Raw genomic sequence first — 22,926 nt, 5'->3', positions numbered from 1 at the left:
ACACTCAACAGTCAACAGTCAACGGTCAACGGTCAACAGTCAACACTCAACGCTCAACAGTCAACAGACTTTCTGCTATGGTTCTCAAACGGTACACGCCCCCCACTTGCACGCTGGAAATTACAGCCAAAAGTTCGCCTCTATCTCGCTGGGCGGGCCAACCCGTGTTTAAATCTTTAAGTTTCGAGCTGCGACTCGACGACCCCAGGCTGCCAGATACCCAACACGTTACTCTCAGGGGCGATCGAATTCAACTCGAAACCCTCCACGAAGCTGTCAGCAACTACGTCCAAAACTTGCTGGGCGAATCCCGCGATTGGGAAAGCAACCTCAACTATCAAACCGGCCGTATCCCTGCGGGTTCAGACTCGCCAGAAGCCGCGCGTAACGCCGTTATATTCGATCGAGCCGCCAACACTTCCGAACTAGCAACCTCGGCCCCGAATACTGCCTACCTTCCGGTTCCCCCCCGCTTAGAACCCTGCGGCTTGCTCGCCCACAACTTGTTTTTGGGATCTTTGAGCGCAGCAGAATCCGGGCCGGTAGTTCCCTTGAGCACCCTGCAACTGTTTGACTTGGCGACAGCACTAGATGACTGCGCCGCCGAAGTGATGGCGCTTCCCAACCTCAACCGCGAGTCCCGACGGCCGCTGTCCTCACCCTGGCTCAAGCTGGCAGCAATGCTGGTCGCGGGCGCGGGTCTGACGACAGGAATTATCAAAATGCTCGATCGAACCGCCACCTCCCCGCAAACCGCCTCAGCCCCCGCCACAGCCCCCGCCAATCCACAATTGAGCACCGCTCCAGGAAACCCCCAGTTAGCTGCCGGCGCTTCCCCCAGTCCAGTTGCCGCCCTACCGACACCCCCAGCACCAAAACCCGCAGCCACACCCGGTTTACCGCCCCTGCCGCCCCCGCCCATCAACACCGCCGCCTCCCCCAGCCCCAGCTTGCCTCCCATCGCCCTCGCCCCAACTTCCCCCACCAACAGACCCAGCCCCATCCAGCAGCCACCCCTGCTATTTCCCGCCAACGGCACCGCACCCAGCGCCCCACAGAGCGCCCCAGCATTTCCTCAAGGGCAAACAATCACTATTCCCGCCCCCGAAGAACGGCCCATTTCCGCCCCCCAAACACCCGCACCAGTACCCTACGTGCTGCCCCCACTACCGCCGAGACTAGCTCCCGCCGTACCGCCCCCCCTGCCGCCCTCCCTGTCGGCTTCCCGATTTCCCGTTCCCGCGCCGCAAACCTTCCCCAGCCCCATCGAGCCGATTGTCCCCCCCGCCAGTACCGAACTCCCAGCCCTTGAGGACGCTCAACCAACCCCCCAATCTGAGGACGACAACCAGCTCGCGGCGAGCAAAAAAAACCGCACTTTATTTGATACAATTCCTCAAGTTTCAGAAGCTAGAACTTACTTTGAGGAACGGTGGAAGCCTCCAGAAGGAATGGAACAAACTTTGGAATACAGCGTGCTGATCGATGAAAATGGGTCAGTTCAAAGTATTGTGCCGATGGGAAAAGCAGCAGCCGATTATATCGAGCAAATTAATATGCCATTAGCCGGCGAGCCGTTTGTTTCTGCCGTTTCTAATGGAAAAAACCCGAAAATTCGAGTGGTTTTGCGACCGAACGGTCGAGTACAAACCTTTTTGGAAGAGAGCGATTAAACGCTCTCAAACACATTGTCTAGAAGGGAAATCCCGGTTAATATCATGTCCTATCGATTGACCCTAATATCCCGGTCGGGCGGGTTTTTGAGATTGTTAATTATTGGCAGATATTGTTGGTGAACCCGCCCCTACCTGATTTCTGGTAATCGACCGGACATAATATAATTGCTAATCTTCAACAAGTTCAAATCAAATTTAATTTGTTTTCACTGTCAAGACTTGCGGAGGCGACGCATCGGGCGGATAAATAAAATCTACTTCTACAAGCCGCTTTTCTCCAGATTTCATCTCTAATTTGACCAAAGGTTCTCCCTGCTGTCCCCGCCGCTGGACTAAATGCACGTAGCGAGTTTGAGGCACTTTACTGTCATCAGTATACCGCACTCTGACTGTCCCCCTAAAAAAAGTTTGAGGGGCCGGAGGTTCTAAAAAACTAAGTCCTCCTGAAGTTAATTTGTCTGTCTTAATTGGAGTTTGAATCGCGACAGTTACAGTTTGATTTTGGCTGGTAGAATTGTACAGCGGCAAGCTGAGACTGTATTGAATTCCGTAATTGCCGTGGGCGCGGTATGCTGTATCTGGGTAGCGGACTAGCATTCTGGCACTTTGCACTTGATTGGTGCCCAGCATTCCGCGCGGGAGACTGCTTAATGGGTAGGAAAATGCTGTTCCGGGTTGGGGAATTGCTAGGTTTGATGTGGCGGGGTTGTCGGAGAGAAGTGCTCGCCATTGTGAACCTAATGCTACACCGGCAACTCGGCCGTAAATTACTTGACCTTCGGTGATTTCCGGCGGTGTGGGAGTTCGATCGCGCGGCCCGGCTATATTACCATTGTCTAATAAGTTTTGCCATTCTGCTAAGTTGGGCGATCGCTCGTTTCCCTGTCCGTTTCCCTCTGCGTCAAGTCGGGCAAACATCGCCAGACTGGCAACATAGACTATACCATCGCTCCGCAACCGCATCAAGGTCGATCGACCGTTTAGCGGCGGTACCAATCCCCGCACCGGTATCGGATGATTCATCAACAGTTGGCTTTTTCCCGGTGGAATAATTAATACCGGCTCAAAATCAGACTGTCTCCTTCCTCTGAGAATATCATTCACAGCGCGGCTTCCCGGCCCCGCGTAAATATTGCTGTTTGAATTATCGACTTGCGGCGGCAATTCAATAAACGGTGCATCGGGTTGGCTGAGATAACTCGCAGCTTGCAATATATCTAATTTTACTGGTTTATTGCCCGGATTGTAAACAATTACTCCTTGATACAAGGTTCGCAAATCTTCCGGCGAAGGTGCGCGGGCTATGTGGTGGGCAAATATGTCGAAACGTCCTTGAAACGGAAAGTTTAAATGTGCCGCCGGAAATCTTTTACCATCCGGGGGAAATGTCGAAAGCAAAATTCCTTCTTGCAGCACTAATTCTGGACTGTTGCTGTTAAATACTGGTATGTTGTCTAACTGTCCGGGGAGTGGTCGCACTTCTTGGATTTGGACGATTTCTTGAGGTGCGGGAGGGGTTTGGGCTAAGGGGAGAATTGATAGAATTGGCAGCATTTTTTGAGATGAGTTTTTTTTACCGCAGAGGGCGCAGAGGGCGCAGAGGAAGAGAGGGAAGAGAAGAGGAGGTATATATTTGTGTCAGGGGGGTTTTGTACGGATATTTTGCCCACTTATAGCAGATATTGGGATTTTCACTTCGCCCACTGTTCTAATATGTAATTGTAAAATTTGGCGGTGTCTACTTTGTCCATTGCTTGAATTTTTCGCCCTCCACTTTTAACTTTTGTGCGTCCTTGGCTGAGGCCTTCGGTAATAATTTCTGTTTCCCATTCTCGCAGTTGGTAAAATTCTGGATGCGCTAAATAAGCGGTTGCCAAAATGTCCCAAAAATAGTAATCTTGAGAGATTGCTAGGGCATAACACTGTCCTGCTAAGTCGGAAATTGGATATTGGCGCTGTTTTGCTAAGAGATTGGAAAATTCTACAGTTAGCGGTACGTTATTAGTGATATCTAAAGGACACATGACAACGGGAATTTGGGTTTGCCAAATTCTCTCGATTGCTATCGGGTCCCAGTAAGCATTCCATTCCGCTGACATATCTTGTCCGGGTTCCATATCTTTGCTAACATTGCCGATAACATTGAGGGCGCCTCCCATCCAGACAATTTCTTGAATTTTGCTTTCAATTTCTGGCGCGATATCTAAAGCTTGCGCTACTGTTGTTAACGGCCCCGTTACCATTAATGTGACTGGTGCGGCTGCATCTTGCAAAACTCGCACCATAAAGTTTTGTCCGGGTTCTGATATTAACGGCGTGTCAATGGTTCCTTTTTCATTTAGAATGGGAAGTCGATCGACTGCAAAGGAATCTCGCCTAAATAACACCGGAAATGGATTCAGTCCCCGCACGGTACTCGCCGCCACCGGAACTTCTGAACGCCCCATCAAATCAAGGATTTTGCGCGTTGCACTCACCGCCGGTTGAATGTAGCAGTCCGCAGGAGTTACAATTACTCCCAGAGTTTCGACTTCCTCCATTGTCATCAGCAACACGACTGATAGATAGTCGTCAACTGCACCGTCGTGATCCATTAGTACGAGTTTTTTAGACATTTGGCTTCCCCGGTGACTGAATTACTGTAAACTACAAATATTAATTTTTTTGTGCGAGAAACACAACTGCCTCAACTATATGAATACAGTATCACCTTACGGCTCTTGGAAATCACCTATTTCTGCCGATTTAATTGTTTCTGGAACTGTCGGACTCGGACAAATTGCTATTGACGGCGATGATATTTACTGGGTTGAGGGAAGGCCTTCGGAAGCGGGGAGAAGCGTCCTCGTGCGGCGCACTCCTGACGGTACAATCAGCGACGTGACACCGCATCCTTTTAATGTTCGCACTCGCGTTAACGAATACGGCGGCGCTGCTTTTGCAGTTGCTGGCGGTGTTGTCTATTTCTCTCATTTTGCCGACCAACGTATTTACGTTCAAACATTAAATTCTCAACCAGAACCTCTGACTCCTGCTGCTAATTGTCGCTATGCAGATGCGATAGTTGACACGCAAAGAAATCGCCTGATTTGCGTGCGCGAAGACCATGCAGGTGAGGGGGAACCTGTCAATACTATTGTTAGCATTAATTTAGATAACGGCGAAGATATTCAAATCTTAACTCAGGGCAATGATTTTTATGCTTCCCCTCGTTTAAGTCCAGACGGTTCTCTACTTTCTTGGATTTGTTGGAACCATCCAAATATGCCGTGGGATGGCACAGAATTGTGGGTGGCAGAAATTAATGCTGACGGTTTTTTAGGTGAAAAATACTTAGTTGCTGGCGGGGTTGAGGAGTCGATTTTTCAACCGGAATGGTCGCCCGATGGAGTTTTGTATTTTGTTTCTGACAAGTCGAACTGGTGGAATTTCTACCGCTGGCAATCTAGAACCCCCCTCAATTCCCCCTTGGTAAGGGGGGAAGCAGAAATAGAAACCAGCTTGTGCGAAATGGCGGCTGAATTCGGACTTCCTCAGTGGGTTTTTGGAATGTCTACTTATGCCGTTGTCTCGGAAAGCAAAATTATTTGCACCTACACTCAGCAAGGCAAGTGGCATTTAGCGAGTCTTGATTTAACGACAAACCAGTTGACAACTATTGAAACGCCTTACACTGATATTTCCTCCGTCAAAGCGCGGGGAGAAACTGTGCTTTTTCTGGCAGGTTCGCCGACTGAATCTAGTGCTATTGTACAATTAAATTTAGCAACAAGTCAACGGTCAATCTTGCGCCAATCGAGCAATTTAAGCATCAGTCCGGGTTATCTTTCTGTACCGGAACCGATTGAATTTCCCACGGAAAACAATTTGACTGCTTTCGGTTTCTTTTATCCCCCGAAAAATCAAGATTTTGCAGCACCTGCGGGTGAAAAACCCCCGCTTGTTGTCAAAAGTCACGGCGGCCCAACTGCTGCTACTTCTAGCAGCATGAATTTGAAAATTCAATATTGGACGAGTCGCGGTTTTGCCGTGCTTGATGTTAATTACGGCGGCAGCACTGGTTACGGTCGAGAATACAGAAAAAGACTGCAAGATAGTTGGGGAATTGTCGATGTTGACGACTGCGCTAACGGTGCTAAATATTTAGCTGAAAAAGGTTTAGTTGATGGCGAAAGAATGGCGATCGCCGGAGGCAGTGCAGGGGGGTACACCACTCTGTGCGCTCTTACTTTCCGCGATGTGTTTAAGGCCGGTGCGAGCTATTATGGAGTTAGCGATGTGGAAGCTTTGACAACCGAGACTCACAAATTTGAAGCGCACTATCTGGATGGATTAATCGGGCCTTATCCTGAAAGAAAAGATTTGTATGTGGCTCGTTCGCCGATTCATTCCGCCGAACGTTTATCTTGTCCCGTTATCTTTTTTCAAGGATTAGAAGATAAAGTGGTTCCGCCCAATCAAGCGGAAATGATGGTAGAGATATTGAAAGCTAAAGGTTTGCCGGTTGCTTATGTTGCTTATGAAGGGGAACAGCACGGTTTTCGCCGCGCTGAAAATATCAAAAGAACTCTTGACGGCGAATTCTATTTCTATTCGCGGGTGTTTAAGTTTGAGTTAGCTGAACCTGTGGAGGAAGTGCCGATTTTCAATCTTTAGAAAACATTAAGTTTGCAGTTGCTCGGTCTTCCCTAAAACGCACCTGCAAGCTTTATCATAATTTGCAAATTTTCAATGTGATTTAATTCACAAATTTGGCTGTTTACTATCACAAATTTGGCTGTTTATTGTCACACCTTTAAAGGCGATCGCACTATAAAGTTTTATAGTGCGATCGCCTTTTGTTGCCGCAGAAACGCCCGATCGCGCGATCGTCGAGTAGAGAGTCAATTACTATGCAAACTCCTGTCCACCTGATTCCATCTGCTTTGGGCGAGCTGTTTGCCGAAGTGAATCAAAATGGCTACATTACTCTAGCCGATAGGTACGGTTTGATGGCTGCTATTTTCGACGAAAATTTGACTGAGGAAGACAAACGCTCGATCGATCGGCTGCTGCGCTCTGTGTGCCGGGGAAGGATAAAATTAGTTAACGAACTGTCTACGATCAGATAAGTGCAGATAATTTTATTTGACGATAATTTGAAAAATCTCCACAATCAAAAAAAGTCCTAATTGTCTCATAATTAGGACTTCGAGCGAGGAAACCATTTTTAATTTTTGATCGATATAGAAGTTACGCAAAAAAAGTTGGGCGCGCGAATTATAGCCGTAGGGTACGCTGCACCTTACATAATTAGATTCTGGCCCAACAACGAGCGAACAAGTTTAACGCGCAGGTATAGTTGTCGCCAACTGTAACTTGCTCAAACTTTCTTCAGGCTGAACATCCATCTGATAGCTGAGTGCCGAAGGAATTCCGAGCACGCAGCAGGGAAAATTATTGCCTAGTTCCCTAACCAGCGAGTGGTTTGCGGAATCGCAGCCCAAGAAAAGTAAATTTGCTGATTCTAATTCAACTACATTTCTGAGTTCTGTAGCAACTCTCCCCATCCGTAAATGAGCTTTGAATAAACCGCGCCATTCCTCAGCCAAACAGCGCGCTTGCCACAGCAATTTATCTGCTACCTCGTACTCATTATTTTGACCAAAGATTGCTTGGAAATAATGCGGATCGAGCCAATTTTTTTGCTGGGATAAAGATGGGATTTCCGTTGTAGGTAAAGCGCTCGCAGGCGCTGCACAATTCAGGGTGAAGGTTTCCTCTAATTCCCACAATTTTGGCGTGTTAGCCAAGGAATTTCCCACAGCAAAATTACCAATATCTTCGCCGTAATTGTTGGGCGCTTCGTCGATCACGTATACGACTTGAACCGTGACTTCTTTAGTTGTTACTAAACGAGTTTGATGCGCCATCCAAAGGGTAATGTCCAGAGCTATTTGACTTTTGGTAGAACTGTTGTAACCCACAATAAAATTGACAGTTTTTGCCTGTTTTGGAGATTTGGATTTCTTAGAACTTGGTACTTTTGGCTCAGGCAGCAACACCATTTCTTCTGCTAAATTTTGGTATCCCAATGCACTTTCAAAACGCGCTAACATTGTTTTGAGATTCACAGGCTTGACCTCTCTTAAGTGAATTGTTTTGTCGGTTCGTCGGGCGTTATTCGTCTTGGGTAAAGTAGCGATCGAGAAAATTCAAAGCATAGTTGCGGAGTTCGTAATACTCCTGGGATTCCCGCAACTCTTGGCGATCTCGCGGGTGTGCAAACGGCACTGACAAAATTTCACCTATCGTCGCAGCCGGGCCGTTTGTCATCAGCACAATGCGATCGGACATATAGATAGCTTCATCCACATCGTGAGTAATCATCATTGCAGCTTGCCTGTGATTTTCCCAGATATCCAGCACCTGTTTCTGCAACTTGCCGCGAGTCAGAGCATCGAGAGCTCCAAACGGTTCGTCCATTAATAACATTTTCGGTCGAATCGCCAAAGCTCGCGCAATCCCAACCCGCTGTTTCATGCCCCCTGAAATTTCGTCTGGATATTTATCGGCTGCCGATGTTAAGTTTACCATTGCTAGGTGTTCGTTGACAAGACTAATCTTCTCGGAACGGCTGAGACTTTGCAAAACTTCATCAACTGCCAGCCGAATATTTTCCCGCACCGTCAGCCAAGGCAGCAATCCGTAGTGCTGGAATACCATCATGCGATCGGCTCCAGGTTTGCGGATTTCTTTTCCTTCCAGTGTCACTATTCCCCCGCTCTGTTTTTCCAAACCAGCCACTATTTTTAGCAGCGTTGATTTGCCACAGCCCGAGTGACCGATTACCGAAATGAATTCGTTTTCTCCAATACTTAAATTGATATTTTCCAAGACGCTAAATTCTGTACCGTCACCATTTTTGTAAGACTTGAACAAATTGTCTATTTCCAGAAATAGACGATCGCTCTTGACGGCACTTTTGGTAGTGGTAGAAGTAGAAGTGTATTGGCTCACGGTATTCTCCTAAAAAGTAGTAAAGTGTTAATTGAATTTTCTGGCTATTGCCGAAATCCTAAAATTGGGCAGTCGGTTGAAACCGACTTTACCTATTAGCCAGGGACTTAAGTCCCTGGCGGGACATTAGGAAAAGCGCAACATCTCAAACATTAAGACTGAAAAAAAGACTGAGGGCGGTTTGCTCGAATTTCAAAACTATTCAAATAACCCACCGGATCGCTAGGATCGAATGCCTTTTTATCAATAAAAAGTTCCGCAGGTTCCACTTGGTAATCCTCCTGGGGACAATCGATCGCCATTTCGGCAACAATCTTCCGGTAAAGGTCGGTTCTCCAAGCTTTTTTAGCTAATTCCTCAGCATTTTTTGGCACTTCTTTAATCTGCCCCCAGCGAGCGGCTTGAGTCATCAACCAAATACTCTGAGACTGCCACATAAATGTTGAATGATTTCCCGGTATTTGAGGCAAATTCTTAGGAATGTCATAGAAAATAGTTGCATCTTCCGATTGTATAGTGCGGTCTTTGCCGTCAAACCCTCCATAGTTGTAGTCCCCAACAATTGCCGGTCGCGTAAATTTGTCGATCGCCCCTTTTTTCGGTTTCGCCCCCGTAAACGATCGTTCAGTCAGCAGCGCCGAGATTTCACTGCGATTTTCCGGCTTGCTGCAATACTGACAAGCTTCCACCATTGCCTTAACCAGCGAGTAATAAGTCTTCGGATTTTCCTCAATGAATGATTGCATTACTCCCAAAAGGCGATCGGGATGTCCCAGCCAAACTTCCTTGCCTTGAACGAAGGTAAAACCCACTCCCAAATTGCCTTGAATTGCCCGGGTATTCCAAGGTTCGGCCACCATGTAAGCCTGCATCGCGCCAATCCTAATGTTCGTTACCATCTGCGGCGGCGGCACAATAATTACCCGAAATTCTTTGAACGGATCGACACCGGCAGCCGCCGATATGTAGCGGACAAAGTATTCGTAAATCGCAGAACTCAGCACCACTGCCCAAACCCTGTTTTCCGGCGGCTGACTGTCAAAAAAGGCTCGAAATTGTTTGCCAAATTCTTCCAAATTGCCGTTGTATTCGTGCCACGGGCGCAAACCGGAATCCCACATAGCTTTGTTCATCGTCATGGCGTTGCCGTGGCGGTGAATTGTCATTGCCGCGCACAGGGGTGCGTGGCGCGCTCCTTCGGCGCCAATTCGGGCGTTTGTGACGGCGCCGGATACGACTGGGGAGGCGTCGAGGCGGCCGAAGATTACGCCGTCGCGGGAGGTTGCCCAGCTTGCTTCGCGGTTGAGTTGGACGTTTAAACCGTATTTGCGGAAAAAGCCTTTTTTCCAGGCGATCGCAAATGGTGCACAATCGTTAACCGGTACGTATCCTACGGTTAAATTTGGTTTTTCTAAGGTTCGGAAATCGACGATCGGTTTGACGGCTGAGGCTTCTTCTGTGAGTCCTTTTGCCGATCGATCCGCGCTAATTCCACAACCAGATAAAGCCATTCCCGCCGCCGCCGAACCCATTCCTTGCAAAAACTCTCGGCGCTTCCATTCATTGGAAAACTTGTCACTCATACAATTTGAGATTTGAGATTTTAGATTTGAGATTTGAGGTTGTAGTTGTAGGGTGCGTCGCCACCAACGATCACAAACAAAAATCGACCATCGATGAGCGACGCACCTTACAGTTGACAGTTGATAGTTAACTGTTCGCTGCTGACTAATCACTGATGACTACTGACTAATCGCTAATGATTAATGACCGATCGATGCGTTACCAATTCTTGAACTTTGTCAACTGCCGCGTCGAGCAACAATCCAGTTAAGCCAATTACAAACACCGCTAAAAATACCGAACTCAGGTTCAAACGGCTCCATTCATCCCACACAAAAAAGCCAATTCCCACACCGCCTGTCAGCATTTCCACCGCCACAATCACCAGCCAAGCAATACCCAAACTAATCCGCAAACCTGTAAAAATGTATGGCAAACTCGCCGGCAAAATTATCTTGGTAATCCGCCTCCAGCGCGGCATTTCCAACACTCGCGCCACATCCAGATAATCCTGGGAAACGCTAGAAACTCCCAAAGCTGTGTTGATAATTGTCGGCCACAAAGACGTGATGAATATGACAAAAATTGCCGACGGCTCTGCTAAATTAAAAATCGATAAAGCTATCGGCAGCCAAGCTAGCGGCGACACCGGTTTGAAGATTTGAATCAGCGGATTGAGCGCCATCATTGCCGGTTTCGACATCCCGATCGTAAATCCCACGGGAATCGCAACTGCTGCACCCAGGAAAAATCCCACCAACACCCGCCGCAAACTCGCTAGCAGCAGCCAGCCAATGCCTAAATCTCCAGGCCCGCGCTGATAAAATGGATGGAATATGTAATCTAAATTAGCTATTAACGCCTGATACGGAGTCGGAATCAAATCGCTGTTGAAGCTGGCAACAATCCACCACACACCGAGAATTCCCAAAAAACCAGCCGCCGGCAACAAAACTGCATCTCGGATGACAACGGGTTTTACACGCTTCCACGCTGCAACTCCTGCAAGTGCGATCGCAGATAAATTAAGCTGTATGAACATTTCAATCTCCTTCAGAGTCAGGGCAGGTACAAGAATCTTGAACAATACCAACCTGAGACACTGACGAAGCCAAACTATCTTGTTCAGAAATTTGGCTTTTCAGTCTCTTCTCAATGCCTGCGAAGTTAGCTGACGGGCTAGGACTGAGAGATGTCCTTCTCCTTAAATTTCAAAATCAAAAATTACACTCATAATTTGGCAATTTTTAACTTTGCTTTTTAATTCAGTAGAGATTCGCCCCGAAAATTGGTTCCTCCGCTCCAGCTACACGCTTGGTTCGATCGCGCAGTGCTGGATTAGGCTTGACTTTTTAAGCCAATTTAACATAAGCTAGCACGATGATTTAATTTTGTCAATATGTCTTTAGGAGTAGCCATTGGCGATCGGCAAAGCTCAAAAGTTGAGAGAAAATTCAAAAAGTTAACTATTAAACTAACCTAGAGATATCAAATGCGATCGCTTACTTGATTTATATAAAAGCAATGATAGATTTTAGCCAAGCGCTACAAGATAAAATTGACATAATTGTCCAAAACTGGATCGAAGCTGTTCGCGCCGACGAGCAAATCGAAACCGCCAAGCAACTCACCTACACTTCCGTGCGCGACAGACTTCCCATCGCACTGCAAGCGATCGTAACTCTGCTGTCGGGATCGGAAGAAAGCGACCTTCGGACACTCATAGAAGAAAGTTTAGACCACGGGACTGTTAGGGCACAACAAGGCTACGATGCCGAAGAAATTGCGCGGGAATACCGCTTGCTGCGGAGGGTAATTTTCGATGTTTTAGAGCCAGAATTGCTACAAGGCTCAGCCGCTGAAGTGAGCAGAGCTTACCGCTTAATTGACACGGCCCTCGACGAAGTAATTGCTGATTGTTTCAAAACCTATACCCAGGCAAGATTCCAAGAACTACAGGATTTGCAAAACCAATTGCAACTTACAAATCAAGAGCTAACTCGCTTACTTCGGGCCAGTCAAGAGAATCTATCTCACTTAGCTCACGAATTGAAAACCCCCCTCAATTCTATTATTGGCTACTCAGAATTGTTTTTGCGCCAAAGAAACAATTCTAGAGTTAAAGATTCGGTTCCCAATTTGGCACATATTGATAAAGTCCTCAACAACGGCAGACGGTTACTTAGATTAATTAACGATAGTCTCGAAATCTCGCGGTACGACACGGGACGAATAAAATTGCAGCTAACTGCGACAAATGTGCGATCGGCGATCGGCACTGTTGTCGAAATAATCGAGCCTTTGGCCAAAGCAAAAAATTTAGAGATCGCCGTTGAGTGCGATCCGGTTCTCGATCGAATTATGACAGATTACTTGCGCTTGCAGCAAATTATCACCAACTTGGCGAGCAACGCCATTCGCTACACCCAAGCTGGTACTGTGACAATAAAAAGCGAACTTTTGCCAGATAAATATTGGACAGTAACTGTCTCAGATACAGGAATTGGCATTGCTCCTGAAGACTGCGAGCGGATTTTTCAACCCTATTTTCGAGCCGACAACTCCCTGAGTTCTGGCATTCCTGACAGTACGGGCTTAGGGCTAGCAATTGTCGCTCGATTAGTCAAGCTCTTGCAAGGTAAAATCGAATTAGTTTCTGAAGTAGGAGTTGGCTCTTCCTTCACTGTAATTTTTCCCTTAGAATTGGAGTGATTTGAGATTTAAGACTCACTTCAATCTCTATATTTAGGTCACAACTAAGCACCTTACTCCTTCTTTATTCCTCTCGCAACAAAACTAATGACTAATAACTAATGACTAATGACCGAAAGCATCCAGGATACAAGCCCCCGGATTCATCCGTGCAGAAATAAAAAACCTGTATCCGATGAAACTTGCCCTCCGACTCGATCCGTGGGTCAATGCTTCAATTCTTTAATCTAAAATCTAAAATCTAAAATCTAAAATCGATTGACTTCTTCAAATCAGAAACCGAATAGTTACATAAACAGCCGCACTTATTAATTGCAGCGCCATCACAGGAAGCCCGTAACGCAGAAAAGTTTGAAAAGAAATCCGGCGCCCGTGCTGTTCAGAAATTCCCGCCGCCACTATATTAGAAGAAGCTCCTACCAAAGTGCCATTTCCGCCTAAAGTTGCTCCATACATCATCGCATAAAACAGCGGCAGCACAGCAAGTGGAAACTGCCCTGCAAAATCCGGAGCCAGCACCTCTGCAGGTGCGAGCCCGACATTGACAACATACTGTTTTAGCAGCGGCACCATCGCCACTACCAGCGGAATATTTGGCACCACGCTCGACATCAAACCCACAAAAAATAACAAAACTAAAGAACCCAGAAAAATATTTTTACCTAAAATCACTGCTAATATTCCAGATATATTGGCGATCACTCCGGTTTTTTCCAAACCGCCAATCAGCACAAAGATAGACATAAAAAATAGCAGCGTACTCCAATCTAAATCTCGCAAAATATTATTAACAGAATCAATTTGGGAATGGTGAGCTAAAAGCATTGCCAAAGCAGCCCCCAGCAAAGCAACCGCTGCCGGTGAAATAGGCACGGGCAGAGACTCTCCTATTACAAAAAATGTCAGCACGAAAGCTATAATTAAGCCGCCTACTGCTAAAACTCGCGGGTGATTGATTTTTGGGTGCGGCAAATGTTCTAAATCGTCTAAGTTCTTGTGCCAAATTTCGCGGAACAGCCAAGGCAGCATAACTACTATCACTCCTACTGCGATCGCCCCGCCCAAACTTAACTTTACCAGGTAATCTGCAAAGCTCATGTTAATAGCATCGCCGACAATGAATGTCGCCGGATCGCCCACGATTGTCAGCAGTCCCGAACTGTTAGCCACAAATACCATTAAAATCAGTAACGGCACAAAATCTACACCGACTTCTTCTGCCATTGGCGGAATTAATGGTGCTAGCAGCATGACTGTCGTGGCATTGGGCAAAACTGCACAAATTGGGGTAGTAATTGCGACAATACCCAGCAAGAGATTTTTGCCTTTGCCTTTCGCCAAAAGCACCATTTGAGTTGCCAAGTATTCAAATACTTTGGTAGGCTCAAAGGCTCTCACCATTACCATGACTCCGAAAAATAAGCCCAGCGTGGCGTGACTCCGACTGATATATTCGATCGCGTTGTTTAACGTCATCACGTGGGTAAAAACCAGAATCACCGCTCCCAGAAATGCCGCAACTGTGAGGTGTATCCATTCTGTAATTATTAAGAAAATTACACATATAAATGTTGTTGCAGCAATTACAGCTTGCACGTTTTCCATTTAGTCCCCTGAAAAAATTAAAAATTAAAATTAAAAACTATTAGTGTGAGGCAATTTACTACTTTATGGCTCTTATGTCAATAGGTTGAACGGCTGATTATCCGAGCAACAAGCTGGGATCGACCCCTAGAGAGAGATCCGGCACGGGGAAAAAATTACATCAAAACTACTTCTTTTGGCAGGGTCGCGATCGCCAGAAGTTTGGTATGGCGATCGGGCGATAGCTCAACTACAATGAAGCATGGGCAATCTCTGCCAAACTCAACCCCCACGCAGACATCATGGACTACAGCCAAGTGCTCGCCGACAAAACCGATACTATCGTCAAAAACTGGATTGAAGCAGTTCGTCAGGATCGGAAAATTGAAACCGCTGACGCCTTACCGCACTCAGCAATCGAAAATCACATACCTCACCTGCTGGCGGCGATGGTCACAGTGCTTTCCCAATATCAAAACAGCGAAATAAAACTAATAATTGAAGCCAGTTTAGATCACGGATTTCTCAGAGCCGAACAAGGCTACGATGCTGCAGAAGTAGCCCGGGAATACCACTTATTGCGTCAAGTAATATTCTCGCATTTAGAATCAGAATTGCTAGCAGGAACCACCGCCGACGTATTCAGAGCTTTTAGGCTGATAGATGCCGTAGTAGACGAAGCAATTGCCCAGTGTTTCAACAGCTACGTCGCTCAGAGGCTGCGGGAACTTCAACAAATCCAAACTCAGTTAAAACTCACCAATCAAGAACTCGCTCGCCTCGTCAGCGTCAATCAAGAAAACGTCTACCATTTAGCTCACGAACTCAAAACTCCTCTCAACTCAATAATTGGTTATTCCGAACTGTTTTTGCGCCAAGAAAAATGGCAATCTGAAATCAAAGATACCCTCCCCGGCATCGAACACATCGAGCGAGTATTACGCAACGGCAGACAGTTGCTTCGCATGATTAACGACGCACTAGAACTTTCTCGCGCCGATGCCGGAAAAATTAAACTTAACCTGCGGCCAACTAATGTACAATCTGTAATTAACACCGTAAGAGAAATGATGCAGCCAATTGCTGATGCTAAAGGATTAAAGCTGACTGTTACCAGCGACGGCGCCCCAAGACAAGTAATCGCCGACGTACAGCGACTGCAACAAATTCTGATCAACCTGCTGAGCAATGCCATTCGCTATACAGAATCTGGTAGCATCGAATTAAGTTGCCACCTTGTTGGAGAAGGAAATTGGGCGATCGCAATTACAGATACCGGCATTGGCATCGCCCCCGAAGATACAAACCGCATCTTTGACCCCTTCTTTCAAGCAGGAGAAGCAGGCAAACAGCTCTTTCCTACCGAAGGCACGGGGCTGGGATTAGCAATAGTATCGCGGCTCGTCTCGCTGCTGCAAGGCAAAATCGAGTTAGTATCAGAAATAGGAGTCGGCTCAACTTTTACCGTGATTCTGCCGCAAGAAGTTAAAATACTCCAAGAAGTAAGCTAAACATTAAGTTCAAATTTTTACATCCGAAAATCCTATGCCCGCAGCCAACATTAGCCCTTCCACCGCAGCCTTTCCCCTCACAGCCGTAGTCGGGCAAGAAGCAATCAAACTAGCCCTGCTGTTAGCAGCAGTCGATCCTGGATTGGGAGGAGTTGCGATCGCAGGCCGCCGCGGTACAGCAAAATCAGTAATGGCCCGTGCCTTGCACTCCTTACTGCCACCCATTGAAATTGTTAAAGATTCTTTTTGCAACGCCGAACCGAATGAAATTATTGCCGAACAGGCATCAGGATTGTTACCAGAAAATAGCGGGCAAGATGCCCACACCACCGATACTAATTTCCCAAATACTGAAATAATTCCCACACCATTCATTCAAATTCCTTTGGGTGTCACCGAAGACAGACTCTTAGGTTCCGTCGATGTTGAGCAATCAGTAAAATCCGGTCAAACCGTATTTCAACCAGGACTTTTGGCCCAAGCAAATCGAGGCGTACTTTATGTAGACGAAATTAACCTCCTCGACGACAACATTTCCAACCAATTGCTAACAGTATTAACCGAAGGCCGCAACCAAATAGAGCGCGAAGGCATTAGCTTCCAACACCCCTGCAAACCTCTATTTATCGCCACCTACAACCCCGAAGAAGGGCCGCTCAGAGAACATTTGCTCGATCGCATCGCGATCGTACTTTCAGCCGACGCAGCACTCGAAATAGAAGAAAGAGTCTACGCAGTAGAACAAGCTTTATCCTACTCAAGCTCCCCCCAAGAATTTCTCAATCAATACGCCGAAGACACCGAAAACCTCAAAACCCAAATCATCTTAGCCAGAGAATGGCTCAAAGATGTCAGCATTAAACGCGAACAAATTGCCTACCTAGTAGAAGAAGCCATCCGGGGTGGCGTTCAAGGACACCGCGCCGAAATATTCGCAGTCCGCGTCGCCAAAGCCGCCGCCGCCATCGAAGGACGCACAGAAGTTAACGCCGAAGACCTGCGCCGCGCCGTAGAATTAGTCATCGTACCCCGCGCCACCATCATCCAAACTCCCCCAGACGAAAACCCTCCTCCTCCCCCGCCACCGCCACCGCCACCAGAAAAATCGGAACAAGAACAAGAAGAAGACGAGGAAGAAGAAGACAAAGAAGACGAACCTCCCGAAGAACAAGAAGAAACCAGCATTCCCGAAGAATTTCTCTTCGACCCCGAAGGCGTAATTCTCGACCCAGACGTGCTGTTTTTCGCCCAAAATGCCAACCGCCAAGGCAAATCGGGAAGCCGCAGCACCATTTTCTCCGAAGATAGAGGCCGTTACGTCAAGCCAGTATTGCCCAAAGGCCCCGTCCGCCGCATCGCCGTTGACGCCACCCTCAGAGCCGCCGCACCCTACCAAAAAGCCCGCCGCGACAGGAATGCTCACCCCCCCCAACCCCCCCTTAGCAAGGGCGGGCAAGGGGAGGTTGAGCGCCGTGTATTTGTCGAACAGGGAGACATTCGGGCGAAGCGCTTGGCCAGAAAAGCTGGAGCTTTAGTCGTTTTTGTCGTCGATGCTTCGGGTTCGATGGCCCTCAACCGGATGCAGTCGGCCAAAGGTGCAGTCATGCAGCTACTCACAGAAGCTTATCAAAGCCGCGACCAAGTTGCTCTGATTCCGTTTCGCGGAGAACAAGCAGAAGTGCTGCTACCGCCGACTCGCTCCATAGCCTTGGCCCGCAAGCGTTTGGAAAGACTCCCCTGCGGCGGCGGTTCCCCCCTGGCCCACGGTTTGACTCAAGCAGTGCGGGTGGGAGTCAACGCGCGTCAGTCTGGAGATATCGGTCAAGTTGCGATTGTCGCCATTACTGACGGACGCGGTAATATTCCTTTGGCTCGTTCTTTGGGCGAACCGATTGTAGATGGAGAAAAGCCTGATATTAAGCAGGAATTGTTAGAAATTGCTGCCAAAATTCGCGGGTTGGGAATGCAGTTGCTGGTGATTGATACCGAGAGCAAGTTTATTTCGACTGGCTTTGCGAAGGAATTGGCCAAGACTTCTGGAGGGAAATACTATCACTTGCCCAAAGCTAGCGAACAGTCGATCGCAGCTATGACTAAAAATGCTCTGCGCGACGCGATCGGCTAAAATGCTGATACCCGGATTTATCTGCGTTTATCCGCGTTTATCTGCGGTTAAAAATCCAAAAATTAGACTTTTGGCAAAAAGTCTAATTTTTCACTCTCACTCTCCGGCGACTCAGCGCCAGCGAACCCGCCACTAAACCCAACCCTACCACCGTCGAAGGCTCAGGAATTCTTGCGGGCAGAGGCTCCCGGCTTACCGTTACCCGGTTCTGGCTTGAAAAAGTTGTACGTTGCGGGAGTTGACCGATATTATCAGCCAGCAGCAAATGCTCTGAACCCTGCCCTAAAGTAGCGGTAGAAACGGCTCGGACATTAGCTGCAACGGCAGCTTGACCGCCGGAAATAACGGCGGCAGCCAATAAAATTCCGGCTGTAGATAGCAATAATGTGCGCTCAAAAAATGTGGGCATTGGACATTACCTATTTAGCAGTTTGTCGATAGAACTCGATCTATTCATTAATTTTATGGGTATCCTTTGTCTGAGCTACCTTAGCAATTAAAGGAACCGATTTGAGATTTTAGATTGGAGATTTTATATTTGAGATTTTATATTTTATATTTTAGATTATTGAAATTTCTAGTCCCTAGTTTCAACTAAGTCGCAAATCAAAAACCTAAAATCAACTTTTGCCCCTGCCTCTAGCATAGACTCCTTAATCCCCAATCGTAAATCCCCCATCCAAAATCGATCGACTTTAAGCTAGCCCTTTGCCGCAGATAGCGCCGGCCCTTTAACCGAAATTATAGCTTTGCCGCGACGCGCAACCGTGCCAGACAGCGACACGGCACAGACCTGTACGCAGTCGATTATAAACAATCGATCCCTGCTTGGGAGTGATTTCACCCCCCTTCTTTATCAAATCTTTAAACTCTTTCAGGTTTTGCAAACAAAGTGTAAAGCTGTCACAATAATAAATAGCAATTCTCAGCCAACATTAGGTAAATCCTCGTGAGTAACACTAGCAATTTCCGCGAAGCCGTGCGCGAGGCCAAAAACCACGCGCTGGTAGGCCCCAACGTCATCTCCAACGCTCTCCCCTTCGTGGGCGGCGGACTTGTCTTAACTGCTGTCGGCACCTACGGGGGCCTCGGAGTGATCCGCAACTATCCCGGGATCTTCTTTCCCACATTCATCGCCGCGATCGTCGTAGAATTAATTCTATTCTTCGTCGCCCGCGGTGCCGCCGAACAAGGCAACAAAAACACCGCTTTACCCCTGCTGGCAACCTACAGCCTGCTTTCCGGCTACACCCTCAGCGGATTGGTATTTACAGCCCTCAGAGCCCAAGGCGTCGGCATCTCCGGCATCGCTTTTGCGGCCCTCGGCTGCGGCATTACCTTTATCGCCGCCCGCCAAATTGGCTCCAACCTTTCTGAAGAAGACGGCATGGCCCTCACCAAAACTATCAGTTTAGGTGTGATTGCTTTGTTAGTCGTCGTTGTCGGTCAGTTTCTGCTGTCTCTATTTGGCGTCTACACCCCAACTTGGTTGGAAATAGGCATTTCCGGCATTGGCGTATTTCTGTTCGCCGGCGCTGCGATCGTCGATTTTTACATATTACCCCGCAGCTACCGCGACGACCAGTATTTGCCCGCCGCTCTGTCGATGTACTTGACCTACATCAACTTGTTCATCTTTATTCTGCGCCTGCTGATTGCTCTCAACGGCCGGGATTAATTGAAACTTTAGCTTAAAAAAAACCGCGGCTCGATCGACATTGGGCCGCGGTTTTTGATTAAGATTTACCACCAAGATAGTCCTCATCCCGTCCCGTGTACACCATTAAAAAAACTTATATCATGTTGGCAACCTGCATGAGGTATAATTTTACTTTTTAATCACTCAATCAAAACTCTTGTTATCTAATTCTGTCGATCGCGATTTCAACAATATTAATCACAAATTAATTGGGGAAAACTCATGTACTTAAAATATGAAGATATCAGGAGAGTCAGCGTAGAAATTACCTCCAGGTGCAATGCAGCTTGCCCGCAGTGTCCCCGCACCGACAACCCGATTTTGCCGGGGGCAGAATTAAAGATGGAGGATATTGAGAGAATTTTCCCACAAGAGTTTTGCTCTCAGTTGGATTTGGTGTATATGTGCGGGAACTACGGCGATGCTATGACTAGCAATACCACAATTCCCGCGATCGAATATTTGCACCGCATGGGAGTTCCTCATATCTGCCTGTACACCAACGGTAGCGGACGCAATCCAGACTGGTGGCACAGGCTGGCTAAGGCGATGACAGGAGAACGCGATCGCGTAATTTTTAGTATCGACGGGTTGGCAGATACTAACAGCATCTACCGCCAAAATACCAACTGGGACAGGATAATGCAGTCGGTTAATGCCTTTATCCAAGCTGGCGGAAAAGCTGTATGGCACTACTTGATATTTGAACACAACCAGCACCAAGTAGAAGCAGCGCGGGATTTAGCCCAACAATTAGGATTTGTCGAGTTTGTACCGAAAGCAACCTCTCGTTTTGTGGCGAAAGAGATTTATGACAAAGAGTCCGCCAATCAACAGCCCCAGAAGGTAGAAAACTCTCAGGTAGAGGCTAAGAGCGATCGCCCAAACCAACCAGCAACAGCTAATGTATCAGCCCCTCAGCATCAAGAACAGGCCGCGCTTCAGTTCCAGCGACAAGCTGAGGAATGCTTGAAACAAGGGCAACTGTCAGAGGCGATCGCAGCCGGCCAACAAGCCCTAAAAATTCAACCTAATTTTGCAGCAGCCTGGAAAACTTTAGGCAACGCTGTTCAAGGTTTGGGGAAGATGCAAGCAGCAGCAGACTGTTACGCAAAAGCCCTAAAAATTCAGCCTAATTTTCCAGAAGTTTATGCTAATGTGGGCAGTCTTTATGCTCAACAGCAACAGTGGCAGCCAGCTAGTGCTTATTACCAAAAGGCGATCGAGCTTCAACCCAATTTTGCCGGAGCTTATCGCAATTTAGCTAAAGTGTTGACGCAGTTGGGGCAACCAGAAAAAGCAAATTATGCTTGGTATCAAGCTATAGCTATCGAAACCTCTCAAGCACCAGAACCAGTTCCTTCTGTCCCATCAAAGCCAGCCAGCGAAGAACTCCAACCCCCATCGTTGGAACAATATAAAAATCCCCAGGGAGACCAATTTATCCAAGCTGTAGAAAAATTTGGTAGCCTAAACAATTACTACCGAAATGTAGAAATTAGCTGTCAAACTCAAGCCACCCAAGAGATTTTTATCAGTTTTGAAGCGGAACTCTGGCCTTGCTGTTGGGTAAGCCATACTAAATACGCTGTTTACAACCACACTTACAGACCGCAAATGCTGGCTTTAATTGAAAAGTACGGAAATGGCTTTAATTCTCTCAGAACTCAATCGGTGAAAGAGGCGATCGCCAGAGATTGGTTTCGCGAAGACCTCACAAAAAGTTTTTCCTGTTCTAAAAGGTTGGACGTATGCGCTCACGAATGCGGTAAAACTTTCAATTCAACAGGTTCGCAGTATATATAAGAAGGAAGGCACAACACGGATTTGGACACGGATACATGGATTAATTGCTGAAATGTCGAAATTTCAGCTAAAATCAATATTACCACCCAAAACCAAGAGAACTCACAGTGGAAGTTATAGACATCAAACACAACATCGAAACATTGTGCGATCGCCTAACGGGTCTACAAGACTGTCTTTAGCTCAGCATTAACCGCCGAGAGCCAAAAGTTACAACAGCTAGCAGCACAGCCGGAATCTGGCAACAGCACCAACACAGTTGAACGGATACTCCAAGAACTGGACGCACTCCAATCCTACCAGGCAAAGCTCAACCAGTGCCAAACAATTTTGGCAGATGCTACAGCAGCACTGGAGTTGCTCGAATTTCAAGCAGACGAGGAATTAGAGCAAGAACTTCAAACTAATTTAGCTCAACTAAACTGCTATCTCGAAGAGTGTGAATTAGAGCAATCCTTGAGCGGGTCTTGCGACAAAAATGGAGCCTACCTGATAATTAATGCAGCAATAGATGACCTAGATGCTCGAGACTGGGCAGAAATGTTGCTGAGAATGTATGCTCGTTGGGGAGAAAACCGAGGCTATAAAGTTGAGTGTGTTGAATATTCCCCATCAGCCTATATAGGAATTAATTCTGCAACTTTGGAAATAGACGGACGTTACGCTTACGGGTATCTAAAGTCAGAAACTGGAATGCACCTACTGAAACGTAAATCGCCTTTTAATATTACCAGAAAGCTGCGGACTCCAACGACGCTAGAAGTTTTGCCAATGTATGTGCAACTGGAGATTCCACAGCAGGATTTAGAAATAATCTTGCCTCCTCGCAACCTGAATTGTAACGCAACCAAAGCTTGGGTGAAGATTGTTCATATTCCTACTGGTATTTCTGCAACCTGTGACGGATGTCGCAGTCAAATGCAAAATAAAGACAAGGCTTTGGCGGTTCTCACCAGCAAACTGTTTGCTATTATGCAAAGACAAGGAGTTCAACAGCTTGCAGACATTCAGGTCGATCGCCTAAAAACAGTCCTTAACCAACCAATTCGGGAATATCAATTTGCCAGCGACAGCCCGAACCAGGGCAGAGTTCTGGATCTCCGTACAGGAATCGAAACAACAGCCGTCGCCGAGGTGCTCGACGGCAAACTTGACTCATTTATCAAAGCTGGTGTGCTGCTGCAAAATTGATTTGCACATTTAGAGCAAAATTTCAGCTAAACTCAAAAATACAGCCCACAACTAGGAGAA

The 22,926-nt window shown here is 47.1% G+C and carries 18 protein-coding genes and 1 riboswitch; of the genes, 9 read left to right on the top strand and 9 right to left on the bottom strand.

Annotated features, from left to right (window positions below):
- The first annotated feature begins 77 nt into the window (after positions 1-77).
- Positions 78-1,673 carry a DUF4335 domain-containing protein gene (locus OSC7112_RS14145; protein WP_015176533.1) on the top strand — a complete coding sequence of 532 codons (1,596 nt, stop codon included), beginning with the start codon at positions 78-80 and terminating at the stop codon, positions 1,671-1,673.
- Between the two features lie 198 nt (positions 1,674-1,871).
- Here OSC7112_RS14145 and OSC7112_RS14140 read toward each other — a convergent pair whose 3' ends face one another.
- Together OSC7112_RS14140 and OSC7112_RS14135 are read right to left on the bottom strand one after the other, a co-directional pair.
- The gene (locus OSC7112_RS14140; RefSeq protein WP_015176532.1) at positions 1,872-3,230 is read right to left on the bottom strand and encodes a DUF3370 domain-containing protein; all 1,359 of its coding nucleotides are present in this window, start codon (positions 3,228-3,230) and stop codon (positions 1,872-1,874) included.
- A gap of 137 nt (positions 3,231-3,367) precedes the next feature.
- A complete protein-coding gene (locus tag OSC7112_RS14135) occupies positions 3,368-4,291 on the bottom strand; it encodes a nucleoside hydrolase (RefSeq protein WP_015176531.1) in 924 nt (307 codons plus the stop codon).
- Between the two features lie 79 nt (positions 4,292-4,370).
- Between OSC7112_RS14135 and OSC7112_RS14130 the strand changes: the two genes are divergently transcribed.
- On the top strand, positions 4,371-6,332 hold the full coding sequence (locus OSC7112_RS14130; protein ID WP_015176530.1) for a S9 family peptidase: 1,962 nt from the start codon (positions 4,371-4,373) through the stop codon (positions 6,330-6,332).
- A gap of 87 nt (positions 6,333-6,419) precedes the next feature.
- Here OSC7112_RS14130 and OSC7112_RS39750 read toward each other — a convergent pair whose 3' ends face one another.
- On the bottom strand, positions 6,420-6,563 hold the full coding sequence (locus OSC7112_RS39750; protein WP_190274398.1) for a hypothetical protein: 144 nt from the start codon (positions 6,561-6,563) through the stop codon (positions 6,420-6,422).
- Between the two features lie 5 nt (positions 6,564-6,568).
- Between OSC7112_RS39750 and OSC7112_RS14125 the strand changes: the two genes are divergently transcribed.
- A complete protein-coding gene (locus OSC7112_RS14125) occupies positions 6,569-6,787 on the top strand; it encodes a hypothetical protein (protein WP_015176529.1) in 219 nt (72 codons plus the stop codon).
- Positions 6,788-7,000: 213 nt separating this feature from the next.
- On the opposite strand, the gene OSC7112_RS14120 is transcribed toward OSC7112_RS14125, so the two are convergent.
- From OSC7112_RS14120 to ntrB, 4 genes are all read right to left on the bottom strand, one after another.
- Complete coding sequence (locus tag OSC7112_RS14120) at positions 7,001-7,789, bottom strand: universal stress protein (protein WP_223300833.1); 789 nt, start codon at positions 7,787-7,789, stop codon at positions 7,001-7,003.
- Between the two features lie 46 nt (positions 7,790-7,835).
- Positions 7,836-8,675, bottom strand: a complete 840-nt coding sequence (locus tag OSC7112_RS14115; protein WP_015176527.1) for an ABC transporter ATP-binding protein — start codon at positions 8,673-8,675, stop codon at positions 7,836-7,838.
- Positions 8,676-8,827: 152 nt separating this feature from the next.
- Positions 8,828-10,258 carry an ABC transporter substrate-binding protein gene (locus OSC7112_RS14110; protein WP_015176526.1) on the bottom strand — a complete coding sequence of 477 codons (1,431 nt, stop codon included), beginning with the start codon at positions 10,256-10,258 and terminating at the stop codon, positions 8,828-8,830.
- Between the two features lie 173 nt (positions 10,259-10,431).
- On the bottom strand, positions 10,432-11,280 hold the full coding sequence (gene ntrB / locus OSC7112_RS14105; protein WP_015176525.1) for a nitrate ABC transporter permease: 849 nt from the start codon (positions 11,278-11,280) through the stop codon (positions 10,432-10,434).
- A gap of 99 nt (positions 11,281-11,379) precedes the next feature.
- Positions 11,380-11,593: riboswitch (cyclic di-AMP (ydaO/yuaA leader) on the bottom strand.
- Positions 11,594-11,762: 169 nt separating this feature from the next.
- On the opposite strand from ntrB, the gene OSC7112_RS14100 reads away from it, so the two are divergent.
- Entirely contained in the window at positions 11,763-12,950 is a 1,188-nt protein-coding gene (locus OSC7112_RS14100) for a sensor histidine kinase (protein ID WP_015176524.1), read from the top strand.
- 267 nt (positions 12,951-13,217) lie between these two features.
- On the opposite strand, the gene OSC7112_RS14095 is transcribed toward OSC7112_RS14100, so the two are convergent.
- On the bottom strand, positions 13,218-14,555 hold the full coding sequence (locus tag OSC7112_RS14095; RefSeq protein WP_015176523.1) for an ArsB/NhaD family transporter: 1,338 nt from the start codon (positions 14,553-14,555) through the stop codon (positions 13,218-13,220).
- A gap of 281 nt (positions 14,556-14,836) precedes the next feature.
- Here OSC7112_RS14095 and OSC7112_RS14090 point away from each other — a divergent pair, with 281 nt between their 5' ends.
- Both OSC7112_RS14090 and bchD read left to right on the top strand, forming a co-directional pair.
- Positions 14,837-16,045 (top strand): sensor histidine kinase, encoded by a 1,209-nt coding sequence (locus tag OSC7112_RS14090; RefSeq protein WP_015176522.1) that lies wholly within the window; start codon positions 14,837-14,839, stop codon positions 16,043-16,045.
- A gap of 34 nt (positions 16,046-16,079) precedes the next feature.
- On the top strand, positions 16,080-18,170 hold the full coding sequence (gene bchD / locus OSC7112_RS14085) for a magnesium chelatase ATPase subunit D (RefSeq protein ID WP_015176521.1): 2,091 nt from the start codon (positions 16,080-16,082) through the stop codon (positions 18,168-18,170).
- A gap of 82 nt (positions 18,171-18,252) precedes the next feature.
- Here bchD and OSC7112_RS14080 read toward each other — a convergent pair whose 3' ends face one another.
- Positions 18,253-18,579, bottom strand: a complete 327-nt coding sequence (locus tag OSC7112_RS14080; protein WP_015176520.1) for a PEP-CTERM sorting domain-containing protein — start codon at positions 18,577-18,579, stop codon at positions 18,253-18,255.
- A gap of 540 nt (positions 18,580-19,119) precedes the next feature.
- Here OSC7112_RS14080 and OSC7112_RS14075 point away from each other — a divergent pair.
- The 3 genes from OSC7112_RS14075 (at position 19,120) to OSC7112_RS42375 (ending at position 22,866) form a co-directional block, all read left to right on the top strand.
- Positions 19,120-19,848, top strand: coding sequence for a Bax inhibitor-1/YccA family protein (locus OSC7112_RS14075; protein ID WP_015176519.1), 729 nt, complete (start codon positions 19,120-19,122; stop codon positions 19,846-19,848).
- A gap of 243 nt (positions 19,849-20,091) precedes the next feature.
- On the top strand, positions 20,092-21,675 hold the full coding sequence (locus tag OSC7112_RS14070; RefSeq protein WP_015176518.1) for a radical SAM family protein: 1,584 nt from the start codon (positions 20,092-20,094) through the stop codon (positions 21,673-21,675).
- A 107-nt stretch (positions 21,676-21,782) separates the two neighbouring features.
- A protein-coding gene (locus OSC7112_RS42375; protein ID WP_397319430.1) for a PCRF domain-containing protein occupies positions 21,783-22,866 on the top strand; the annotation gives its coding sequence in 2 pieces (ribosomal slippage) (positions 21,783-21,856 and positions 21,855-22,866; 1,086 coding nt in all).
- Positions 22,867-22,926: the final 60 nt, after the last annotated feature.

The sequence above is a fragment of the Oscillatoria nigro-viridis PCC 7112 genome, from assembly GCF_000317475.1.
Lineage (GTDB): Bacteria > Cyanobacteriota > Cyanobacteriia > Cyanobacteriales > Microcoleaceae > Microcoleus > Microcoleus nigroviridis.
Note: the sequence above shows the minus strand (reverse complement) of the source record. Positions and strands in the feature narration are given on the sequence as shown.

Bases quoted from the DNA above. Each gene is read 5' to 3' on its own strand.
- OSC7112_RS14110 (WP_015176526.1), bottom strand. From the start codon at position 10,258: ATGAGTGACAAGTTTTCCAATGAATGGAAGCGCCGAGAGTTTTTGCAA.
- OSC7112_RS14125 (WP_015176529.1), top strand. From the start codon at position 6,569: ATGCAAACTCCTGTCCACCTGATTCCATCTGCTTTGGGCGAGCTGTTT.
- OSC7112_RS14080 (WP_015176520.1), bottom strand. From the start codon at position 18,579: ATGCCCACATTTTTTGAGCGCACATTATTGCTATCTACAGCCGGAATT.
- OSC7112_RS14095 (WP_015176523.1), bottom strand. From the start codon at position 14,555: ATGGAAAACGTGCAAGCTGTAATTGCTGCAACAACATTTATATGTGTA.
- bchD (WP_015176521.1), top strand. From the start codon at position 16,080: ATGCCCGCAGCCAACATTAGCCCTTCCACCGCAGCCTTTCCCCTCACA.
- OSC7112_RS14135 (WP_015176531.1), bottom strand. From the start codon at position 4,291: ATGTCTAAAAAACTCGTACTAATGGATCACGACGGTGCAGTTGACGAC.
- ntrB (WP_015176525.1), bottom strand. From the start codon at position 11,280: ATGTTCATACAGCTTAATTTATCTGCGATCGCACTTGCAGGAGTTGCA.
- OSC7112_RS14100 (WP_015176524.1), top strand. From the start codon at position 11,763: ATGATAGATTTTAGCCAAGCGCTACAAGATAAAATTGACATAATTGTC.
- OSC7112_RS14140 (WP_015176532.1), bottom strand. From the start codon at position 3,230: ATGCTGCCAATTCTATCAATTCTCCCCTTAGCCCAAACCCCTCCCGCA.
- OSC7112_RS14070 (WP_015176518.1), top strand. From the start codon at position 20,092: ATGTACTTAAAATATGAAGATATCAGGAGAGTCAGCGTAGAAATTACC.
- OSC7112_RS14130 (WP_015176530.1), top strand. From the start codon at position 4,371: ATGAATACAGTATCACCTTACGGCTCTTGGAAATCACCTATTTCTGCC.
- OSC7112_RS14145 (WP_015176533.1), top strand. From the start codon at position 78: ATGGTTCTCAAACGGTACACGCCCCCCACTTGCACGCTGGAAATTACA.
- OSC7112_RS14090 (WP_015176522.1), top strand. From the start codon at position 14,837: ATGGACTACAGCCAAGTGCTCGCCGACAAAACCGATACTATCGTCAAA.